Source organism: Pseudaminobacter soli (ex Li et al. 2025) (assembly GCF_029892515.1).
GTDB classification, from domain to species: domain Bacteria; phylum Pseudomonadota; class Alphaproteobacteria; order Rhizobiales; family Rhizobiaceae; genus Pseudaminobacter; species Pseudaminobacter soli_A.
In genome coordinates, this window is the sequence record NZ_JARXVF010000001.1 from 707,917 (window position 1) to 726,249 (window position 18,333).

General features: G+C 62.9%; 12 protein-coding genes and 1 tRNA gene. 3 read left to right on the forward strand and 10 right to left on the reverse strand.

The genetic code is table 11. The annotated features are described in order from the left end of the window. Positions 1–30 precede the first annotated feature (30 nt). A complete protein-coding gene (gene betB, locus M2281_RS03450) occupies positions 31–1,494 on the forward strand; it encodes a betaine-aldehyde dehydrogenase (RefSeq protein WP_280819697.1) in 1,464 nt (487 codons plus the stop codon). 81 nt (positions 1,495–1,575) lie between these two features. Here the strand turns inward: betB and M2281_RS03455 are convergent, their stop codons facing one another. Together M2281_RS03455 and M2281_RS03460 are read right to left on the reverse strand one after the other, a co-directional pair. After that, entirely contained in the window at positions 1,576–3,810 is a 2,235-nt protein-coding gene (locus tag M2281_RS03455) for a mannose-1-phosphate guanylyltransferase/mannose-6-phosphate isomerase (protein ID WP_280819698.1), read from the reverse strand. A 15-nt stretch (positions 3,811–3,825) separates the two neighbouring features. Further along, positions 3,826–5,346 (reverse strand): phosphomannomutase/phosphoglucomutase, encoded by a 1,521-nt coding sequence (locus tag M2281_RS03460; RefSeq protein WP_280819699.1) that lies wholly within the window; start codon positions 5,344–5,346, stop codon positions 3,826–3,828. A 204-nt stretch (positions 5,347–5,550) separates the two neighbouring features. Here M2281_RS03460 and M2281_RS03465 point away from each other — a divergent pair. Continuing rightward, positions 5,551–5,627 (forward strand) — tRNA-Pro (locus M2281_RS03465). Positions 5,628–5,725: 98 nt separating this feature from the next. Next, the gene (locus tag M2281_RS03470) at positions 5,726–5,983 is read left to right on the forward strand and encodes a hypothetical protein (protein ID WP_280819700.1); all 258 of its coding nucleotides are present in this window, start codon (positions 5,726–5,728) and stop codon (positions 5,981–5,983) included. Positions 5,984–6,010: 27 nt separating this feature from the next. Here the strand turns inward: M2281_RS03470 and M2281_RS03475 are convergent, their stop codons facing one another. The 8 genes from M2281_RS03475 to glgA form a co-directional block, all read right to left on the reverse strand. Next, positions 6,011–7,633 carry an ABC transporter ATP-binding protein gene (locus M2281_RS03475; protein ID WP_280819701.1) on the reverse strand — a complete coding sequence of 541 codons (1,623 nt, stop codon included), beginning with the start codon at positions 7,631–7,633 and terminating at the stop codon, positions 6,011–6,013. Positions 7,634–7,637: 4 nt separating this feature from the next. Beyond that, positions 7,638–8,756, reverse strand: coding sequence for an ABC transporter permease (locus M2281_RS03480; RefSeq protein WP_280819702.1), 1,119 nt, complete (start codon positions 8,754–8,756; stop codon positions 7,638–7,640). Continuing rightward, positions 8,749–9,672: an ABC transporter permease subunit gene (locus tag M2281_RS03485; RefSeq protein ID WP_280819703.1), complete on the reverse strand. Its 924-nt coding sequence runs from the start codon at positions 9,670–9,672 to the stop codon at positions 8,749–8,751. Before M2281_RS03485 ends, M2281_RS03480 begins: the two co-directional genes overlap by 8 nt. A gap of 69 nt (positions 9,673–9,741) precedes the next feature. Next, positions 9,742–11,334 carry a peptide ABC transporter substrate-binding protein gene (locus tag M2281_RS03490; protein WP_280819704.1) on the reverse strand — a complete coding sequence of 531 codons (1,593 nt, stop codon included), beginning with the start codon at positions 11,332–11,334 and terminating at the stop codon, positions 9,742–9,744. 271 nt (positions 11,335–11,605) lie between these two features. Beyond that, positions 11,606–13,240, reverse strand: a complete 1,635-nt coding sequence (locus M2281_RS03495) for an alpha-glucosidase family protein (RefSeq protein ID WP_280819705.1) — start codon at positions 13,238–13,240, stop codon at positions 11,606–11,608. After that, a complete protein-coding gene (glgX, locus tag M2281_RS03500) occupies positions 13,240–15,255 on the reverse strand; it encodes a glycogen debranching protein GlgX (RefSeq protein ID WP_280821098.1) in 2,016 nt (671 codons plus the stop codon). Before glgX ends, M2281_RS03495 begins: the two co-directional genes overlap by 1 nt. Beyond that, a complete protein-coding gene (locus M2281_RS03505; RefSeq protein WP_280819706.1) occupies positions 15,252–16,880 on the reverse strand; it encodes an alpha-D-glucose phosphate-specific phosphoglucomutase in 1,629 nt (542 codons plus the stop codon). The genes glgX and M2281_RS03505 overlap by 4 nt, the downstream gene beginning before the upstream one ends. Next, on the reverse strand, positions 16,877–18,328 hold the full coding sequence (gene glgA, locus M2281_RS03510) for a glycogen synthase GlgA (RefSeq protein ID WP_280819707.1): 1,452 nt from the start codon (positions 18,326–18,328) through the stop codon (positions 16,877–16,879). The genes M2281_RS03505 and glgA overlap by 4 nt, the downstream gene beginning before the upstream one ends. Positions 18,329–18,333 lie beyond the last annotated feature (5 nt).

The following is an 18,333-nucleotide window of genomic DNA, read 5'->3' on the forward strand; positions in this document are numbered from 1 at the left end:
ATCAAGCCGAAATAGATTCCGGAGACGACTATGCGCGCTCAACCCAAAGCCTCGCACTACATCAATGGCCGCTTCGTCGACGACGAGCGCGGCGCGCCCATCCCAGTGATCTACCCGGCGACCGGCGAAACCATCGCCACACTGCATTCGGCCACGCCCAATGTGATCGAGCTGGCGATCGAAGCAGCCCGTGCCGCGCAGCCCGCTTGGGCGCGGCTGAAGCCGGTCGAGCGCGGCCGCATCCTGCGCCGTGCCGCCGACATCCTGCGCGCCCGCAACGATGAGCTGGCGCGGCGCGAAACGCTGGACACCGGCAAGGCGATCCAGGAAACACTCGTCGCAGACGCACCCTCAGCGGCCGACTGCCTTGAATATTTCGCTGGCGCCATCGGCGCTTACAATGGCGACTTCATCGATCTCGGCGGGCCTTTCGCCTATACGCGGCGCGAGGCGCTTGGCGTGTGCGTGGGCATCGGCGCCTGGAACTATCCGATCCAGATCGCCGGCTGGAAGTCCGCGCCCGCGCTCGCCATGGGCAATGCCATGGTGTTCAAGCCCTCCGAAAACACCCCGCTGTCGGCGCTGGCGCTGGCCGAGATTTACACCGAGGCCGGCCTGCCGGACGGGCTGTTCAACGTGGTGCAGGGCTATGGTGACGTCGGCGGCGCGCTTGTCGACCACGACGTCGTTGCCAAGGTCTCGGTCACCGGCTCGGTGCCGACCGGCCGCAAGGTGATGTCGCTCGCCGGCTCCAAGCTCAAACACGCCACCATGGAGCTCGGCGGCAAGTCGCCGCTCATCGTCTTCGACGACGCCGACCTCGAAAACGCCATCGGCGGCGCGATGCTCGGCAATTTCTACTCGACCGGCCAGATCTGCTCGAACGGTACCCGCGTCTTCGTCCAGAAGGCCCTGCACGACCGTTTTGTGGAGCGCCTCGTCGAGCGCACCAAGAAGATCCGGATCGGCGACCCGCTCGATCCCGAGACCCAGATGGGCCCCCTCGTCAGCAAGGCACAGCATGACAAGGTCGTCGGCTATATCGAGATCGGCAAGCTGGAAGGTGCGAAGCTCGCCTGCGGTGGCAACGTGCCTTCGCTGCAGGGCTTTGACGGCGGCTTCTTCGTCGAGCCCACCGTCTTCACCGGCGTGACCGATGAGATGCGCATTGCCCGTGAGGAGATCTTCGGGCCGGTGATGAGCGTGCTGTCCTTCGACAGCGAAGAGGAAGTGATCGAGCGCGCCAACGACACCGAGTTCGGTCTTGCCGCCGGCGTCTTCACCAAGGACATTGCGCGCGCGCATCGCGTGATTTCGGAGCTGCAGGCCGGCACCTGCTGGATCAATGCCTACAATCTGACGCCGGTGGAAATGCCCTTCGGCGGCTACAAGCAGTCGGGCATTGGCCGCGAAAACGCGCTCGAAGCGCTCGGCCATTACTCGCAGGTCAAGTCGATCTATGTCGAGACGGGGGATGTTGCGAGCCCCTATTGAGGCTCGCAAACTGAATCTCTTTTCTCTTCCAACACACTGTTCAGAAAAGCTTTTACGGCGGCATCAGAGATGCCGCCGTTTTCAATTCTCGCTGGTGCTGTCCAGATACTGCATCAGCGCGCAGACGAGATGGTAGAAGATCGAGGCCGGCACTTCGCTCGCCAGCGAACGGCCGCGCTCGTCGATCCTGTCGATCCAGAGGCCGAGCGGTGCGGGGTCGATATGCCAGCGGAACAGCCGCCCCACCCGCGCCTCGATCTCGGGCTTGAGGTCGGGTCCCTCGGCACCATCGAGCGCGATGGCCGCCTTGATCGCTTCGGTTTGCGGCCAGCTGCGCGACAAGCGGTCGAGCGGCATGCCCTGGCGCGAGACGGCGCCATAGGCGAGCCCCGTCGCCCGGTTCAGCCCGTTGGCAACGGCCGAGGCATAGAGCTTGCGGGCATAGGCAGTGAGGTTCTTCTGGCCGCTCTTGGCGGCAAAGTCGACCAGCAGCGAAGCCCATTCGAAATGATGGCCAGGCTCGGTCCACGTGCCCTTCTCGCCCGCAGCAGGCAACCACTCGTCGTTGAAGAATTCGCCGAGCGTCCAGCTGTCGGGATCGAAGAAATGGTTGCGGAACAGGTCGACGATCCGCGCCGCACGGCGCAGATGGTTGCGATCGTCGGTCGCTGTATGCCAGGCGAGGAACGCCTCGAGCAGATGCATATGCGGATTGGAGCGGCGCAGCCCCTCACCCGCCGACGTTTCCATGAAGCCGGTCAGCCGCTCGTCCTCAAGATGCTTGTCGAGGAACGCGAGGGTTTCCTCGCCGAGCCGCAACGCGTCCGGGTTGCCGCACATATGCGCATAGGCCAGCGCCAGCAGAACGCAGGAGTGGTCGTAGGCGTCCTCCGCCGGGTCGGCCACGCTGCCGTCGATATTCATCGTCCGCACCCAGCCGCCGCGCTCCGTGCGCCCATTGCCGGACATGAAGGCAAGGCCATGCGCGATCAGCGCATCGGCGGGGCCGTCCCATCCGCGCAGCTTGGCGACAGCGAACGCATAGATCTGGCGAGCCAGGGTGCGCATGCGCTTGGGCTTCACCAGCGGCTTGCCGTCGAAGCCGAGCGCCTCGTGGAAGCCACCCAGGCGATCGTCTACGCCGACGGTAGACCAGAGCGGCAACGTCTCCTCGAACAGCCAGTGCTGCACGCGCTTGCGCCAGGCGCCGCTCACCAGCACGCGGTCGTGCGAGGGCGTGAACTTGGTTTCGAGGCGACCGCTCTTTTCAAGCTGTTCAACGATCTTCTTGACGTCCTGGCTGTGGCTGACCGGCGCCACGAAGGTCGCGTCCATGGTGGCGACGATGGCGATGTCTTTCAGCCCGATCGCCGAAAGCAGCCGGCCTTCGCTGCGCATGTATGAGTTCTCGCAATCCATCGCGACGACGTCGCCGACAATGACATTGCCCTGCCCGTCTGTGGGGCTGACATCGAGCAGCGACTGCCAGGAGCCGAGGTCGTTCCAGCGGAAGGTCGCCGGCACCATGGCAATGCCTGCCGCGTGCTCCATGATCGCGTAGTCGATGGAGTTCGACGGAATGGCCTCATAGAGCTCCAGCGGCATGTAGAGGCCAGACAAGTCCGCATTAGCCATCTTGAAGGCTCGCTCGGCCGCCTGCCAGATCTTCGGCTGATGCTTTGCGAATTCCTCGCGCATCGTACTCGCGCGGAACAGGAAGATGCCGGTGTTCCAGAAAAAGTTACCCGCCTTGAGATAGGCCTGCGCCGTTACGAGATCGGGCTTTTCGACGAAACGCGAGACATTGCTCACGCCGGCGCCATTGCCTGCAACCTCGATATAGCCGTAGCCGGTCTCCGGCTGGTTCGGGCGGATGCCGAACACCACCAGCCTGCCATCCTGAGCAGCGGGCACGCCGTTCTCGATGGTCTCCCAGAACTGGGCATCGGTCGAAATCTGGTGATCGGACGGCACCACCAGCACGATGCCGTCGCCATAGGCCGCCAGCGTCTGCAGCGTTGCAATCGCAACCGCGGCGGCGGTGTTGCGGCCAACCGGCTCGAAGATCGCCGAGCCGCCGGCAAGATCGATTGCTGCGATGTCGTCCTGCACGCGGCCGGCATGGCGCTCGGAGGCAATCAGGAAGACAGGCGTTTCACCATGAGGCCGCGCCTTCAGCCGGCGCAGCGTCTTGACCAGCATCGAGCCGTCGCCCGACAGGTCGTGGAACTGCTTGGGATTGTCCTCGCGCGACAGCGGCCAAAGCCGCGAGCCCACGCCACCGCTCATCACGAAACTGACAATCCGTTCTGTCATGGCAACTGCCCCCGTTCAGAATGTCTGGTTGTAAGCGCCCACTTCCGGGCTGCGGCGCAGCACTGCGTCGAGCGCATTGAACATTTCCCGCCGGCGCTCCGATGACACCGGGCTCTCCACCACAACCACGATCTCCGGCTTGTTGGAAGAAGCGCGCACGAGGCCCCAGGTGCCGTCCTCGGCCACCACGCGCACGCCATTGACGGTGATGAGATCGACGATCTTCTGGCCGGCGAATGTGGCACCACTTTGCTTCATCGCCGCAAAATCGGCCACAACGCGGTCGACCACGCCATATTTCACCTCATCCGGGCAATGCGGCGACATGGTCGGCGTGCCATAGGTCAGCGGCAGGTCGCGATAGAGGTCGGCCATGCTGCGTCCCGGATTGCGGTCCAGCATCTCGCAGATGGCAATCGCTGTGACGAGCCCGTCGTCATAGCCACGACCTATCGGCGGGTTGAAGAAATAGTGGCCGGACTTCTCGAAACCGGCAATGGCGCCGATCTCGGTCACCCGCCGCTTCATGTAGGAGTGGCCCGTCTTCCAGTAGTCGGTGCGGGCCTCGTTCCGGCGCAGAACCGGATCGGTGGCGAACAGCCCCGTCGATTTGACGTCAACCACGAAGACCGAGTTGGGATGGATCGCGGATATGTCGCGGGCGAGCATCACGCCCACCTTGTCGGCGAATATCTCATTGCCCTCATTGTCGACCACACCGCAGCGGTCGCCATCGCCGTCGAAGCCGAGGCCGACATCCGCGCCGGTCTCCAGCACCTTGTCGCGGATCGCATGCAGCATGTGCATGTCCTCGGGATTCGGATTGTAGTGCGGGAAGCTGTGGTCGAGCTCGACATCGAGCGGAATCACCTCGCAGCCGATTCGCTCGAGCGCCTCGGGGGCGAATGCACCGGCAGTGCCGTTGCCGCAGGCGGCCACGACCTTCAGTTTGCGCGAGATCCTGTGGCCTTTGGTCAGATCGTCCAGATAGGTTTTGCGGAAATCCGGCACGAATTCATAGGCGCCGCCGCCGGTGAGGTCGAAATCGCCTTCGAGCACGATCTTTTTCAGCGCGCTCATCTCGTCCGGGCCGAAGGTCAGCGGCCGCGCCGCGCCCATCTTCACGCCGGTCCAGCCATTTTCGTTGTGCGAGGCGGTCACCATCGCAACCGAGGGTGTGTCGAGCGCGAACTGCGCGAAATAGGCCATGGGCGACAACGCCAGCCCGATGTCCTTCACGCGTACACCCGCCGCCATCAGCCCTGCAGTCAGCGCCAGCTTGATGGAGAGCGAATAGCTGCGGAAATCGTGGCCGACGACGATGTCGGGGCCAACGCCCAGCCGGTGGATCAGCGTGCCGAGCCCCATGCCCAGCGCCTGCACGCCGATGAGGTTCAGTTCCGGCACCTTGTCCGAGCCGGGATGGCCGAACCACCAGCGTGCATCATATTCGCGAAAGCCAGTCGGCTTCACCAGCGCGCTGGTCTCGAATGCAAATGTGTTGGGCTTGGTCTCGCCAACGATCTTGAAGGTCACGCGGTCCGCTCCGAATTCAGCTGGTCGGATTTTACAATAGCAGCAACGGCTTACTGCCGCATTAAGCCTCCATATCCGTCTTTCGGCTGGCACAAAATCGAAAGGTGTGGGCTGACGCAAAGAAAAGCGAAGTTTCTTCACTCGATAGCCAGTTTGCCGCTTGCGGAGTTTTTTTTCGACGGCTATAAGCCCGCCGTCTGGTCACGGAGTGTAGCGCAGCCTGGTAGCGCACCTGCTTCGGGAGCAGGGGGTCGCAGGTTCGAATCCTGCCACTCCGACCAGAAAAATCCGGCGCTTCCCGAGCCGATCGAGCCCTCACAAACTTGTGTTATGTTTCGTCAGTAGCGCGCAGAACAGCTTGCCGCTATGGTGCCGCACCATGAGCGCAAAACTCCATTTCCTCTGTGGAATCATCATCGCAGCAGGTGCTATCGCGCCCTTGCAGGCTTTTGCGAACGGCAGCCAGCCGTTGCCCGGGGTCAAGCAGCCCGATCCCATCGTTCAGGCGCCGCAGCCCGAACCGGACGAGCAGCAGACTTCAAAGCCGGGCACCTTCAAGGTCGGCGATTTCGACGTAAAGGTATCCGGCAGCGTTACCGTCGATATGGGTGTCGGGAGAATCAAGCCGCCCCGGTGATTCCCGGGACGGCTTTTCAGCCTTCCATCAAACCGCCATGCGGAATCGCTTCACGTCGATTGCAGCGCTCATGAGCGCCTGCGTGTAGGCCTCGCGCGGATTGTCGAAGATTTCGTCCGTCTGCCCCTCTTCGACGATCTTTCCCTGCTTCATCACAATGATGTAGTCGGCCATGGCGCGCACGACCGCCAGATCATGGCTGATGAAGAGGTAGGAAAGATCATGCTCGACCTGCAGCTGCCGCAGCAGCTCGACGATCTGCTTCTGCACCGAACGGTCCAGAGCAGAAGTGGGCTCGTCCAGCACCACCAGTTTCGGCTTGAGGATCATCGCGCGGGCAATGGCGATGCGTTGCCTCTGCCCGCCGGAGAATTCGTGCGGATAGCGGTTGCGCATATTCGGATCGAGCCCGACTTCGCGCAGCGCCTCGACCGCCCGCTGATCGCGCTCCCTCGATGACAGCGACGGCTCATGAACCAGCAGCCCCTCAGTGATAACCTGGCCTATGGTCATGCGCGGCGACAGCGAGCCGAACGGATCCTGGAAGACCAGCTGTAGCTCCCGCCTGAGCGGCCGCATGGTCGCGGTATCGGCTCCCGAGATGTCGCGGTGATCGAACCGAATCCCCCCCTCGCTCGGCAGCAGCCGCAGAAGCGCCCGCCCCAGCGTCGACTTTCCTGAGCCGGATTCGCCGACAATGCCGATGGTCTGCCCGCGCTTGAGCGCCAGCGAAATACGATCCACGGCCTTCAGAACGAGAGGCGCCCCGGCCAGAAAGCCACCCCCGATCTTGAACGTCACCTCGACGTTCCGGCCTTCGAGCAGGACGGGCGCGCTGCTTGGTGGCGACGCCTTCCTGCCGGTCGGCTCGGCCGCCAACAGCATCTTGGTATAGTCGTGTTTGGGCGCAGCGAAGACCTTTTCGGCGCTCCCCTCCTCCACCACCTCGCCCGAGCGCATGACATAGACCCGATCGGCGAAGCGCCGCACGATGCCGAGATCGTGGGTGATGAAGACGATGGCCATGCCAAGCCGGCGCTGGAGGTCGGCAAGCAGCGCCAGGATCTGCGCCTGCACGGTCACGTCCAGCGCGGTCGTCGGTTCGTCGGCGATAAGGATGTCGGGATCGTTGGCAAGCGCCATGGCGATCATGACACGCTGGCGCTGGCCACCCGACATCTCATAGGGATAGGACTTCATGCGCCGTTCGGGATCGGGGATTTTCACCAGTTCCAGAAGGCGCACCGCTTCCTTGCGTGCCTCGGCCGCGCTGAGCTTGCGGTGGCGGCGGATCGGCTCCATGAGCTGGTTGCCGATCGTGTAGAGGGGGTCCAGCGAGGTCATCGGCTCCTGGAAGATCATGGTGATCTTCCGTCCGCGCACCTCGTTGAGTGCCGACCTGTCGAGTTCGAGCAGGTTGGTGCCGCGATAATCGACGGCGCCTGTCGCGTCGCCATTGGAGGCAAGCAGGCGCATCGCAGCCATCATGGTCTGGCTCTTGCCCGAGCCGGATTCGCCCACGATGGCGACCGTTTCGCCGGCATTGACGTGCAGGTTGATGCCCTTGACCGCGTCGATCTCGCCGTCGAGCGTGCGGAAGCGCACGCGCAGATCCTTGACTGACAGGATGGGTTGGGAAGTGATCGTCATGGCTTCAGCGGTCCTTCGGATCGAGCGCATCGCGCAGGCCATCGCCAACGAAATTCAACGCAAACAGCGTGGTGACCAGGAAGAAGGCAGGAAACAGCAGCAGCCAGTTGGCTGAGCCGATGTTCTTGGCGCCGGTCGAAATCAGCACGCCCCAGCTCGTCATCGGCTCCTGAACGCCGAGGCCGAGGAAGGACAGGAAGCTTTCGAGGATGATCACCTGCGGCACCAGCAGCGTCATGTAGATGACGACCACGCCGAGCAGATTGGGCACGATGTGGCGCACTAATATGCCGCCGCGCGTCACGCCCAGCGCTTCGGCCGCCTGCACATATTCCTGCCGGCGGAGTGACAGCGCCTGCCCGCGTACGATACGCGCCATGTCGAGCCACAGCACCGCGCCGACCGCTAGGAACATCAGCACGAAGTTTCGCCCGAAGAACACCACGAGCATGATGACGAAGAAGATGAAGGGCAGCGAATAGAGCACATCCACGATGCGCATCATCACCTCGTCGGTCTTGCCGCCGATGAAACCTGCCGTGGCACCATAGATCACGCCGATCGCCACCGCGACGATACCGGCCAACAGGCCGATGGCCAGCGAGACGCGGCCCGCCATCAGCGTGCGCGCCAGCAGGTCACGCCCGGTATTGTCGGTGCCGAACAGGAAGTACTGCTGCGTGACCGCCGCACTCATCGTCAGCTTCAGCCCGTCATCGGATTTGTTTTCGATGCGGGTGTCGTGGAACGTGTCGGAGCGGTCGATGTAGCGCGTGCTGCGCTCGTCGACCGGCTTGGAGGCCTTCACCGTCACGAAGACGCGGTCGCCATCCTGGTGCCATTCATCGATGTCGACGCGCATGCGTTTGACCGCGTCGCGCAGTGCGCCCTCGATCATGTCGGCCTTGGGATAGGCCGACAAGCTCGGCGGCGTGCGCACATAGTCGGCATAGATGGTGGTGTACTCATGCGACACGAAGTGGGGTCCGACGATACAGACGATCCCCATGAAAGCCAGGTAGAACAGGCTGACCATGGCCGCCTTGTTGGATTTGAGGCGAGCCCAGGCATCGCCCCAGAATGAACGCCCGGCGACGGGCGCGGCGATCGCAACGTCAGTCATAGCGTACCCTCGGATCGACGAAGGCATAGAGGACGTCGACGATCAGGTTGAACAGGATGGTGAAGATCGCGATCATGACGACCGTTCCCATCACCAGTGTGTAGTCACGGTTGAGCGCCGCTTCGACGAAGTATCGGCCGACGCCGGGGATTGCGAAGATTGTCTCGACGATGACCGAGCCGGTCAGCAGTGCCGCCGCGGTCGGGCCGGCATAGGAGACGATCGGCAGGACCGCGCCACGAAGCGCGTGCTTTACCACCACCGACCATTCCGAAAGCCCGAGCGCGCGTGCTGTGCGGATATGGTGCGAGCGCAAGGACTCGATCATCGAACCGCGCATCAGGCGCGCAACGATCGCGATCTGCGGCAATGCCAGCGTCAGAACCGGCCCCACCTTGTTGATCAGCGCGCCATCGCCCCAGCCACCAATGGGCAGCAGCTTCCAACTGAGCCCGAACACCAGCTGGATGATCGGCGCGATGACGAAAGTGGGGATGGTGCTGCCGGCGGTCGCCAGCGCAATCACGCTGTAATCGGCCAAGCGGTTCTGGTTAAGCGCGGCAATCACGCCGAGCGTGCTGCCCAGCATCAGCGCCAGGATCAAGGCCGAGGTGCCAAGCTGTATCGATATCGGCAGGCCATTGGCGAACAACTCGCCCACAGTGAAGTCGGGCAGGACGTAGCTCGGTCCGAAATTGCCGTGCAGCAGATTGTTGAGATAGTTCAGATATTGCATCCACAGGGGATCGTTGAGGCCGAACTGGGCTTCGAGATTGGCCTGGATCTGCGGACTTAGTCCGCGCTCCTGATTGAACGGCCCGCCCGGGGCCACGCGGATCAGGAAGAACGCCAGCGTCACGATGACGAATAACGTCGGGATAGCGGTCAGTAACCGCCGGAAGACATAGAGCAGCATGGATTTTCCCCGCTGTCGGGAACCGACCCCGCCGCCCCTCATGAGGAGCGGCGGGATTCGGCTCGGGAATTAGTCCTTGCTGACGAAGCGCGAAGGATGGATGTCCATCACATTGTCATCGAAGCCATGAAGCTTCGACGAAACGATGTTGTGATAGCTGTAGTACAGGATCGGGATAAGGCCGACGTCATCGATGAGGATGCGTTCAGCCTCGGCCAGGTCCTTCATACGCTCTTCCGGCTTGCCGCCGGCAGCAGCCGCCTTGTCCATCGCTTCCTCGAACTTCGGGCTGTCGTAGTTCGAGTAGTTGTTGCCGCTGGCCTTGCGCGAGATGCCCAGGAACGTCTCGGGATCCTTGTAGTCCGCGATCCAGGCGGCACGCGCGACGTCATAGTCGCCCTTGCGCTGAAGGTGGCCATAGTGGGTCTTGGTGTCGGTGTTGAGTAGGCTCACCTCGATGCCCAGCGGCTTGAACTGCTCCTGGATGGCGACGGCCGTGTTCTTGTGGTTCTCCGACGTGTTGTAGCGGATTTCCATCTTCAGCGGCTTGTCGGGACCATAACCGAGCTTGGCCAGGATTTCCTTGGCCTTGTCCTCACGGTCGATCTGCGATTCGTTTGCGAAGGTTGCCTCCGCCGAGGTGTAACCAGCGATCCCCGGAGGCACCAGGGAATAGCCGGGAAGCATGGAATTCTGCCAAACCTTCTCGGCGATGAAATCGCGATCGATCGCCATGGAGATGGCGGTGCGCAGTTCCGGATTGTTCCACGGCTCCTTGTCGGTCTTGATGGCGAAGTAGTAGGTGCCGAGATACGGCCCAACGTGAATCTGATCGCCGAACTTGGCCTTCAGGTCGCCCAACTGCTCGGTCGGCAGATCGTCGTAGCTGTCCATTTCGCCAGCTTCGAAACGCTTCATCGCCGCCGAGCGATCCTCGGTCATGATGTAGTTGACGGTATCAACCTTGATGCTGCCCGCATCCCAGAATTTCGGATTCTTGACCAGCTTGATGTGATCGTTGGGAACCCATTCAGCAAGCGTGAAGGTGCCGTTGGAGACGAGGTTACCGGGCTTGATCCAATCGGCGCCCAGCTTGTCCATCGAAGCCTTGTTGACCGGATAGGTCGCCTGGTGCGTCAGCATTTCCAGGAAGTAAGGCGTAGGCGCCTTGAGCGTAACCTGAAGGGTCTTTGCGTCGAGTGCCTTGACGCCCATATCTTCGGGCTTCGCCTTCCCGCCGTTCACTTCCTCAGCGTTGACCACCGGATAAAGCATCGAGGCGTATTCGGCCGCAGTTGCCGGGTCTTCGAGGCGATGGAAGGCAAAGACGAAGTCATCGGCCGTCACCGGGGTGCCGTCGGACCAGACGCCGTCGCCACGAAGCTTGAAAGTGTAGACGGTGCCGTCATCCGAGACCGTCCAGCTTTCGGCTGCGCCCGGAATGAGGTTTGCCTTCTCGTCCTGCATGACCAGGCCCTGGAACAGGTCGCGCAGGACGTGGGCTTCGTAAACCGTCGAGGTCTTGTGCGGATCGAGCGATTCAGGCTCGGCCGACATGCCGCGGTTATAGATCATCTCGGCGAGCGATGGCGTCAGCATCATGCCGCCCGCCATCGATACACTGGCCGCAAATACCGTCGCTTTCAGGAAGTTCTTGAGCATCTTGTCTCTCTCCCAACTTGTCGTCATCGCAAAATGACAAACCAAGTGCCTTTGGCGCCCCTCGGCCGAAGTCTCCTCCCTCGGCCTCGTTGAGCGAGCCGACGCCCCTCCAGGACGCCGTTCTGGCGCTGACACTAACGAGCAAGAATTTTTATTTCAACAGACTCTCCCCCTCACCCAAAGTAAGCCGAAGGAATTCGGCTCGGCACGAAGGTCTCCTTTGCCAATACCGTCTAAGCAACCTTGGGTTACATTGGTGCAGTAACTGGGACTAAGCCAGCCTGCCGACAAAAGCCGTCAGCGCAGGAAGTGCAATCGTGTCTTCGTCGATCACCACAGGCTCACTGCCGGGCATGTCGGCAGTCTCCACGCGCCTGAACTCCGATGGCAGAGGCCAATGCGCCAGCGTATCGGCAAAGTTGAAAAGGCAAAGCAGCGTCTCGCCATCGGATCGGCGCAGGAAGGCGAGAACATCGTCTTCCGCGTCCAGGAATTCTATCGAACCGTCGATCAGTGCGGGGTGCTTCCGCCTGAATTCCAGCACGGCTCGATAACGCCACAGCACGGACGCCGGATCGGCTTCCTCGACATCGACCGCATGGGACAGGTGCTCCGCCGGCACCGGCAGCCACGGCTTGCCAGTTGTAAAACCGGCGTTCCTCGCACCGGCCTCCCACACCATCGGCGTGCGGCAACCGTCTCGCCCCTTGAAGCCCGGCCAGAAGCGGATGCCATAGGGATCGCGCAGATCCTCGAAGGCGATCTCGGCCTCGGTCAGCCCAAGCTCCTCGCCCTGATAGAGACAGATCGAGCCGCGCAGGCAGGCGAGCAGCGATATGGCGAACTTCGCGATCGCATCCGTGTCCTCGCCCGGTTTTGCCCAGCGCGAGACATGGCGCACCACATCGTGGTTGGAAAAGGCCCAGCAAACCCAGCCGTCCTTCACTGCCTGCTCGAAAGCGAGGACGCTTTTCCTCACATGCGCTGCTGAAAACTCCGGGCTCAGCAGGTCGAAAGTGTAGCTCATCTGCAGCTTGTCGCCGCCGCTGGTATAGGCGGCGACCGTCTGAAGCGAGCGCGTGCCGTCGCCCACCTCACCCACCGCGGCGCGGGCGTCATACTCATCGAGCAGGCTGCGAAACCGCTTCAGGAACTCCAGGTTTTCCGGCTGGGTCTTGTCGTAGAGGTGGTTCTGGTAGCCATAGGGATTGGTGTCGGGAACGTCGTTGGCAGCGCCCGGCGGCATTGGCGGATTGTCGCGCAGCAGCCGGTCGTGGACGTAAAAATTCACCGTATCGAGCCGGAAACCATCGACACCGCGATCAAGCCAAAAGCGCACCGTGTCGAGCAGCGCCGCCTGCACCTCCGAATTGTGAAAATTGAGGTCCGGCTGCGAGGCGAGGAAGTTGTGCAGATAGTATTGCCGGCGCGTCGAGTCCCATTCCCAGGCCGGCCCACCAAAGATCGACAGCCAGTTGTTGGGCGCCGTGCCGTCGGGCTTGGGATCGGCCCAGACGTACCAGTCAGCCTTGGGGTTGTCGCGGCTCGCACGGCTTTCGATGAACCAGGGATGGCGGCCGGACGAATGCGACAGCACTTGGTCGATAATGATTTTCAACCCATGCCGGTGCGCCTCGGTCACAAGTTCGTCGAAATCCTCGATGGTGCCGAACATCGGATCGACGGCGCAATAGTCCGACACGTCGTAGCCCATGTCGGCCATGGGCGACTTGAAGAAGGGCGAAAGCCAGATCGCATCGACGCCGAGCGAAGCGATATAGGCCATGTGCTTCGTGACGCCCCTAAGGTCGCCGCTGCCGTCGCCAGTGGTGTCCTGAAACGAGCGCGGATAGACCTGATAGATGACGCAGCCGCGCCACCAGTTGGCATCACTCGCCTCGATCATTACCGCTCTCCTTCGACCGCGCTTTCCCGTGCAAATACAACCGAGCGGCCGGGCACAAGCAAGCCACCTTCCACTGCAGTTGTGTCGACCGGCAGCGACGCGTTCCATATAAACCCGCTGTGCGACGGCAGTGCGAACACCGTAGCGCGGCGATCGGCATTGAAAAGGATCGCGAGCCGCGAGCCACTATCGTCACCAGCGTCAAGAAGCATCGTCAGACGCCGACGCTCAGGATTCTCCCAATCCGCTGCCTCAAGCGGCGTTCCCGCCTCCGAAAACCACTCCACATCCGGCACATCGCGATCAGGAAGCGGCCGGGCGGTCAGAAACTCAATTGCCGAAAGCGCCGGCACGCCTATGCGCAGTTCCGCAAGCGCCGCGACATGCTCTTCGAGCGCAAGATCCCTGTTGCTCCAATCGAGCCAGGTGATCTCGTTGTCCTGCGCATAGGCGTTGTTGTTGCCGCGCTGGGTGCGCCCGAACTCGTCGCCAGCGGTCAGCATGATCGTGCCGCGCGAGGCAAATAGCGCCGACAGCAGTGCGCGCAGGTCGCGCGCCCGGCGTTCCGTCACCTCTGGATCAGCGGTTTGTCCCTCCACGCCGTTGTTCCAGGACAAATTCTCGTCGTGGCCGTCGCGATTGTCCTCGCCATTGGCGCCGTTGTGCTTGCACTCGTAAGAGACGAGATCGGCCAGCGTCATGCCGTCATGCGCGGCGATGAAATTGACGCTTCGGGTCTGGGTAGTGCCGACAAAGACATCCGACGAACCGGCGAGCCGCGTCGCCAGCGCACCTACCCCGCCATCGCTGCGCCAAAAGCGGCGAATGTCGTCGCGGTAGCGGTCGTTCCATTCCAGAAAGGGCGGCCGGAACCCTCCCAGCCGATAGCCGCCCGGCCCGATGTCCCAGGGCTCGGCTATCATCACCCTGTCGGCAAGGTCCGGATCCGTCCGCATGGCCGCAAGCAAGGGCGCATTGGCATCAAAGCCCGATGCGGTTCGGCCAAGCACGGTCGCGAGGTCGAAGCGGAAGCCGTCGACACCGGCGTAGCGCACGAAATGGCGAAGCGCGTCGAGGATCATTTCCTGCACGACGGGATGATCGCAAGCCAGCGTGTTGCCGGTGCCGGTGTCATTGACCAGCCGGCCATCCTCCTCGTGGCGATAATATGCGCGCGCATCCAGCCCGCGTAGCGACAGCGTCGGACCAAGCTCGTCACTCTCGCCGGTATGGTTGAAAACGAGATCAAGGATCACACCTATACCCTCTGCGCGCAGAGCTGCCAGCGTTTCCCGCAATTCAACGATGCCGCCCGGCGCCAGGCGCGGATCCAGCGCCATGAATGTGACCGGGTTGTAGCCCCAGGCATTGGTTAGCCCAAGCGGCGGCAGATGCCGCTCGTCGATCCAGGCGGTGATCGGCATCAGTTCCACGGCCGAAACGCCGATCTTCTTCAAATGCTCGATGATGGCCGGATGCGCCAGCGCCCCGATCGTACCGCGCTGCGCCTCGGGAATATCCGGATGCAGACGCGTGAAAGCGCGCACCGGCACCTCGTAGATCAGCCCGCCGGGCCTGAACAGCGGCGGTTGCGGCGTGAGTGGCGCGGGCAGTTCCGTCACAACCGCCTTGGGCATCAGCGGCGCAGTGTCACCGCCCTCGCCGCGCCTTGCCGTCAGCCGCGGGTCATAGATGCAAGGGCGGTCGATGGCGAGCGCGTAAGGGTCGACTAACAGCTTGTCGGGATCGAACCACAGGCCACGCTCGGGCGCGTAGTCGCCGTCGGCACGAAAGCCATAGCGCGCGCCCGCCGTGAGGCCGGGCACGAAGGCCGAATGAACGCCCTCGCCCCGTGGTTCGAGGGCGATGCGTCCCAGCTCGCGCTCGCCCTGCGTATCGAAGATCGAGACCCAGAGCCGGCTGGCCGCGCTGGACCAGACGGAAAAGCGGACGCCATCGGCGCCAAGCTTGGCGCCGAAGCGAGGCGGATAAGTCGGAACCGACGACCCGCTCAGGTGATGACGCTCGGCTTGTTGCGGCCGGTGTGGATGTGGATGCCGGCAATGTCGTCCGCGGCCACGATCAGGTCAGCCAGCGCGACCTGCGTGTCCATCCCGTGCTTCGACAGATCGGGCTCGTAGCGCTCGACATAGAGCCGCACGGTGGCGCCGGAGGTACCAGTGCCGGAAAGACGGAGCACCACGCGAGAGCCGCCCTCGAACAGTATCCGGATGCCCTGATGCTGGCTCGTCGAGCCATCGACGGGATCGTGGTAGGAGAAATCGTCCGCCTTCTCGATCTTCATGCCGTTCACGATCGTGCCGGCAAGACTCGGCAGCCTGGCGCGCAGATCGTCCATCATGCGGTTGGCGCGATCGGCCTCGACCTCCTCGTAGTCGTGCCGCGAATAGTAGTTTCGACCAAAGGTCGCCCAATGCTGTTCGGCGATCTCCTTCACGCTCTCCCTGCGCACGGCCAGGATGTTGAGCCACAGAAGCACGGCCCACAGCCCGTCCTTCTCGCGCACATGATTGGAGCCGGTGCCCGCACTTTCCTCCCCGCAGATGGTCGCCATGTCAGCGTCCAGCAGGTTGCCGAAGAACTTCCAGCCGGTCGGCGTCTCATAGATGCCGATGCCCAGCCTGGCCGCGACATGGTCAGCCGCACCGCTGGTGGGCATGGAGCGGGCAATGCCCTTCAGCCCGGCCTTGTAGCCCGGCGCCAGATGCGCGTTCGCCGCCAGCATCGCCAGTGAATCCGAGGGAGTGATAAAGATGCCGCGCCCGATGATCAGGTTGCGGTCGCCATCGCCGTCGGAAGCCGCGCCGAAGTCCGGCGCGTCAGGCGCCATCATCGCATCGTAGAGGTGCTTGGCATGGACGAGATTGGGATCTGGGTGGTGCCCGCCGAAATCAGGCAGCGGGTGGTAGTTGCGCGCCGTGTGGTCCGGTGCGCCGAGGCGATTTTCCAAAATCTCCTTGGCATAGGGCCCGGTCACGGCATGCATTGCGTCGAAGCGCATGCTGAAGCCCGATTTGAACAGTTTCCTGATCGCGTCGAAATCGAACAGGCTTTCCATCAGCTCGGCATAGTCGGCAACGGAATCGATGACCTCCACGGTCATGCCGGCCACATCGACCTTGCCGATCTTGTCGATGTCGACGGGCCGAATGTCGGCGATCAGGTAGCGCGAGATCGCCTTGCTGCGCTGATAGATCGCGTCGGTGATCTTCTCCGGCGCGGGGCCGCCATTCTCGATATTGTACTTGATGCCGAAGTCGCCATGCGGGCCGCCCGGATTGTGGCTGGCCGAGAGGATGATGCCGCCGAAGGCCTTGTATTTGCGGATGACGTTCGACGCGGCCGGCGTGGACAGGATGCCGCCCTGCCCCACGATCACCCGGCCAAAACCATTGGCGGCGGCCATGGCGATCACTTTTTGCACGACCTCGCGGTTGAAGTAGCGGCCATCGCCGCCCAGCACCAGCGTCTTGCCCTGATAACCCTCGAGGGCGTCGAAGATCGACTGGACGAAGTTCTCCACATAGTGCGGCTGCTGGAATTCCGGCACCTTCTTGCGCAGGCCTGAAGTACCCGGCTTCTGGTCGTCGAACGGTCTGGTGGCAATTGTCATATTCATTGGTCGGCCGTCTGTTTTGAAATCAGTGAATTATAGAGTTCAACGTATCTGGCCGCGCTTCGATCCCACGAAACATCGGCTTTCATGCCCTGAAGCTGCAACGACTGCCAAACGGCGGGGTCGGAATAGGCTTTCAACGCGCGCCTAACCGCGTGCAGCAAGGCATCGCCGCTTTCGGGCGTGAACTGGAAACCGGTAGCCACCCCCGCCGAAAGCGCGGCTTCATTGGCGTCGATCACGGTGTCGGCGAGCCCTCCGGTTCGCGCCACGATCGGCACGCAGCCATAGCGCAGGCCATAAAGCTGGGTCAGCCCGCACGGTTCAAAGCGGGACGGCACCAGGATGGCGTCGCAGCCGCCCTGCATGAGATGCGACAGCGCCTCGTCATAGCCGATGACGACGCCGACGCGACCGCGATGGCGCGCAGCTGCGGCCAGCAACGCGCCCTCCAGTCCCTGGTCGCCCGAGCCGAGCACGGCCAGCCTGCCGCCGCTGGCGACGATCTGGTCGAGGATGGAGATCAATACGTCCATGCCCTTTTGCCAGGTCAGGCGACTGACCACGCAGAAGATGGGGCCGGCATCGCGTTCGAGATTGAAGCGCTCCTCCACTGCCCGATTGTTGGCCGCCCGCGCCTTCAGCGTCTTTGCCGAATAGGTCGCGGCCAGATGCCCGTCCGTCTCCGGGTTCCAGATCTCGACATCGATGCCGTTGACGATGCCGTGCAGATCGCCGGCGCGCAGATTGATAAGTCCGTCGAGCCCTATGCCGAAGGCCGGGGTGCGGATTTCCTGCGCATAGGTCGGGCTGACGGTCGTGATGGCGGATGCCGCCTGCAGGCCCGCCTTCAAAAAGCCGACGCCGCCATAATATTCGACGCCGTCGAGCGTCATGGCGCTGTCGGGCAGGCCGAGCTGCGGAAAGATGCCGGCCGGAAAACTACCCTGGAACGCCAGATTGTGCACGGTCATGACCGAGGGCACCGAAGGCGCGCGGCCATAGCGCATATAGGCCAGCGTCATCGCCGCCTGCCAGTCATGCGCATGGACGATGTCGGGCGCATAGCCGGCCAGCCTGCCGCCGGCCAGATCGGCACCGACCATACCCAGCGCCGCAAAGCGCCGCGCATTGTCCGGCCAGTCGGCGCCGGTGGGATCGCCATAGGGCCCGCCGACGCGGTCGAACAGATGCGGCGCATCGAGCACCAGAAGGTCGAGGCCGGCAGTCTCGGCGGCATAGACCGCCGCCTTGCCACCCTGCAGGTCGGGGTAGGCGAGCAGCGGCTTCTTCTTGTTGAACGCCGCCATCACCGCCGGATAGCCGGGCACCAGCGAGCGCATGGAAACGCCCTGCCCGGCCAGCGCGAGCGGCAGCGCGCCCGCCACGTCGGCAAGCCCGCCGGTTTTCACCAGTGGAAAAATCTCCGGCGTGACGGAAAGCACCCGCATTGATG

Bases quoted from the DNA above. Each gene is read 5' to 3' on its own strand.
- betB (WP_280819697.1), top strand. From the start codon at position 31: ATGCGCGCTCAACCCAAAGCCTCGCACTACATCAATGGCCGCTTCGTC.
- M2281_RS03455 (WP_280819698.1), bottom strand. From the start codon at position 3,810: ATGACAGAACGGATTGTCAGTTTCGTGATGAGCGGTGGCGTGGGCTCG.
- M2281_RS03470 (WP_280819700.1), top strand. From the start codon at position 5,726: ATGAGCGCAAAACTCCATTTCCTCTGTGGAATCATCATCGCAGCAGGT.
- M2281_RS03475 (WP_280819701.1), bottom strand. From the start codon at position 7,633: ATGACGATCACTTCCCAACCCATCCTGTCAGTCAAGGATCTGCGCGTG.
- M2281_RS03480 (WP_280819702.1), bottom strand. From the start codon at position 8,756: ATGACTGACGTTGCGATCGCCGCGCCCGTCGCCGGGCGTTCATTCTGG.
- M2281_RS03485 (WP_280819703.1), bottom strand. From the start codon at position 9,672: ATGCTGCTCTATGTCTTCCGGCGGTTACTGACCGCTATCCCGACGTTA.
- M2281_RS03490 (WP_280819704.1), bottom strand. From the start codon at position 11,334: ATGCTCAAGAACTTCCTGAAAGCGACGGTATTTGCGGCCAGTGTATCG.
- M2281_RS03495 (WP_280819705.1), bottom strand. From the start codon at position 13,240: ATGATCGAGGCGAGTGATGCCAACTGGTGGCGCGGCTGCGTCATCTAT.
- M2281_RS03505 (WP_280819706.1), bottom strand. From the start codon at position 16,880: ATGAATATGACAATTGCCACCAGACCGTTCGACGACCAGAAGCCGGGT.
- glgA (WP_280819707.1), bottom strand. From the start codon at position 18,328: ATGCGGGTGCTTTCCGTCACGCCGGAGATTTTTCCACTGGTGAAAACC.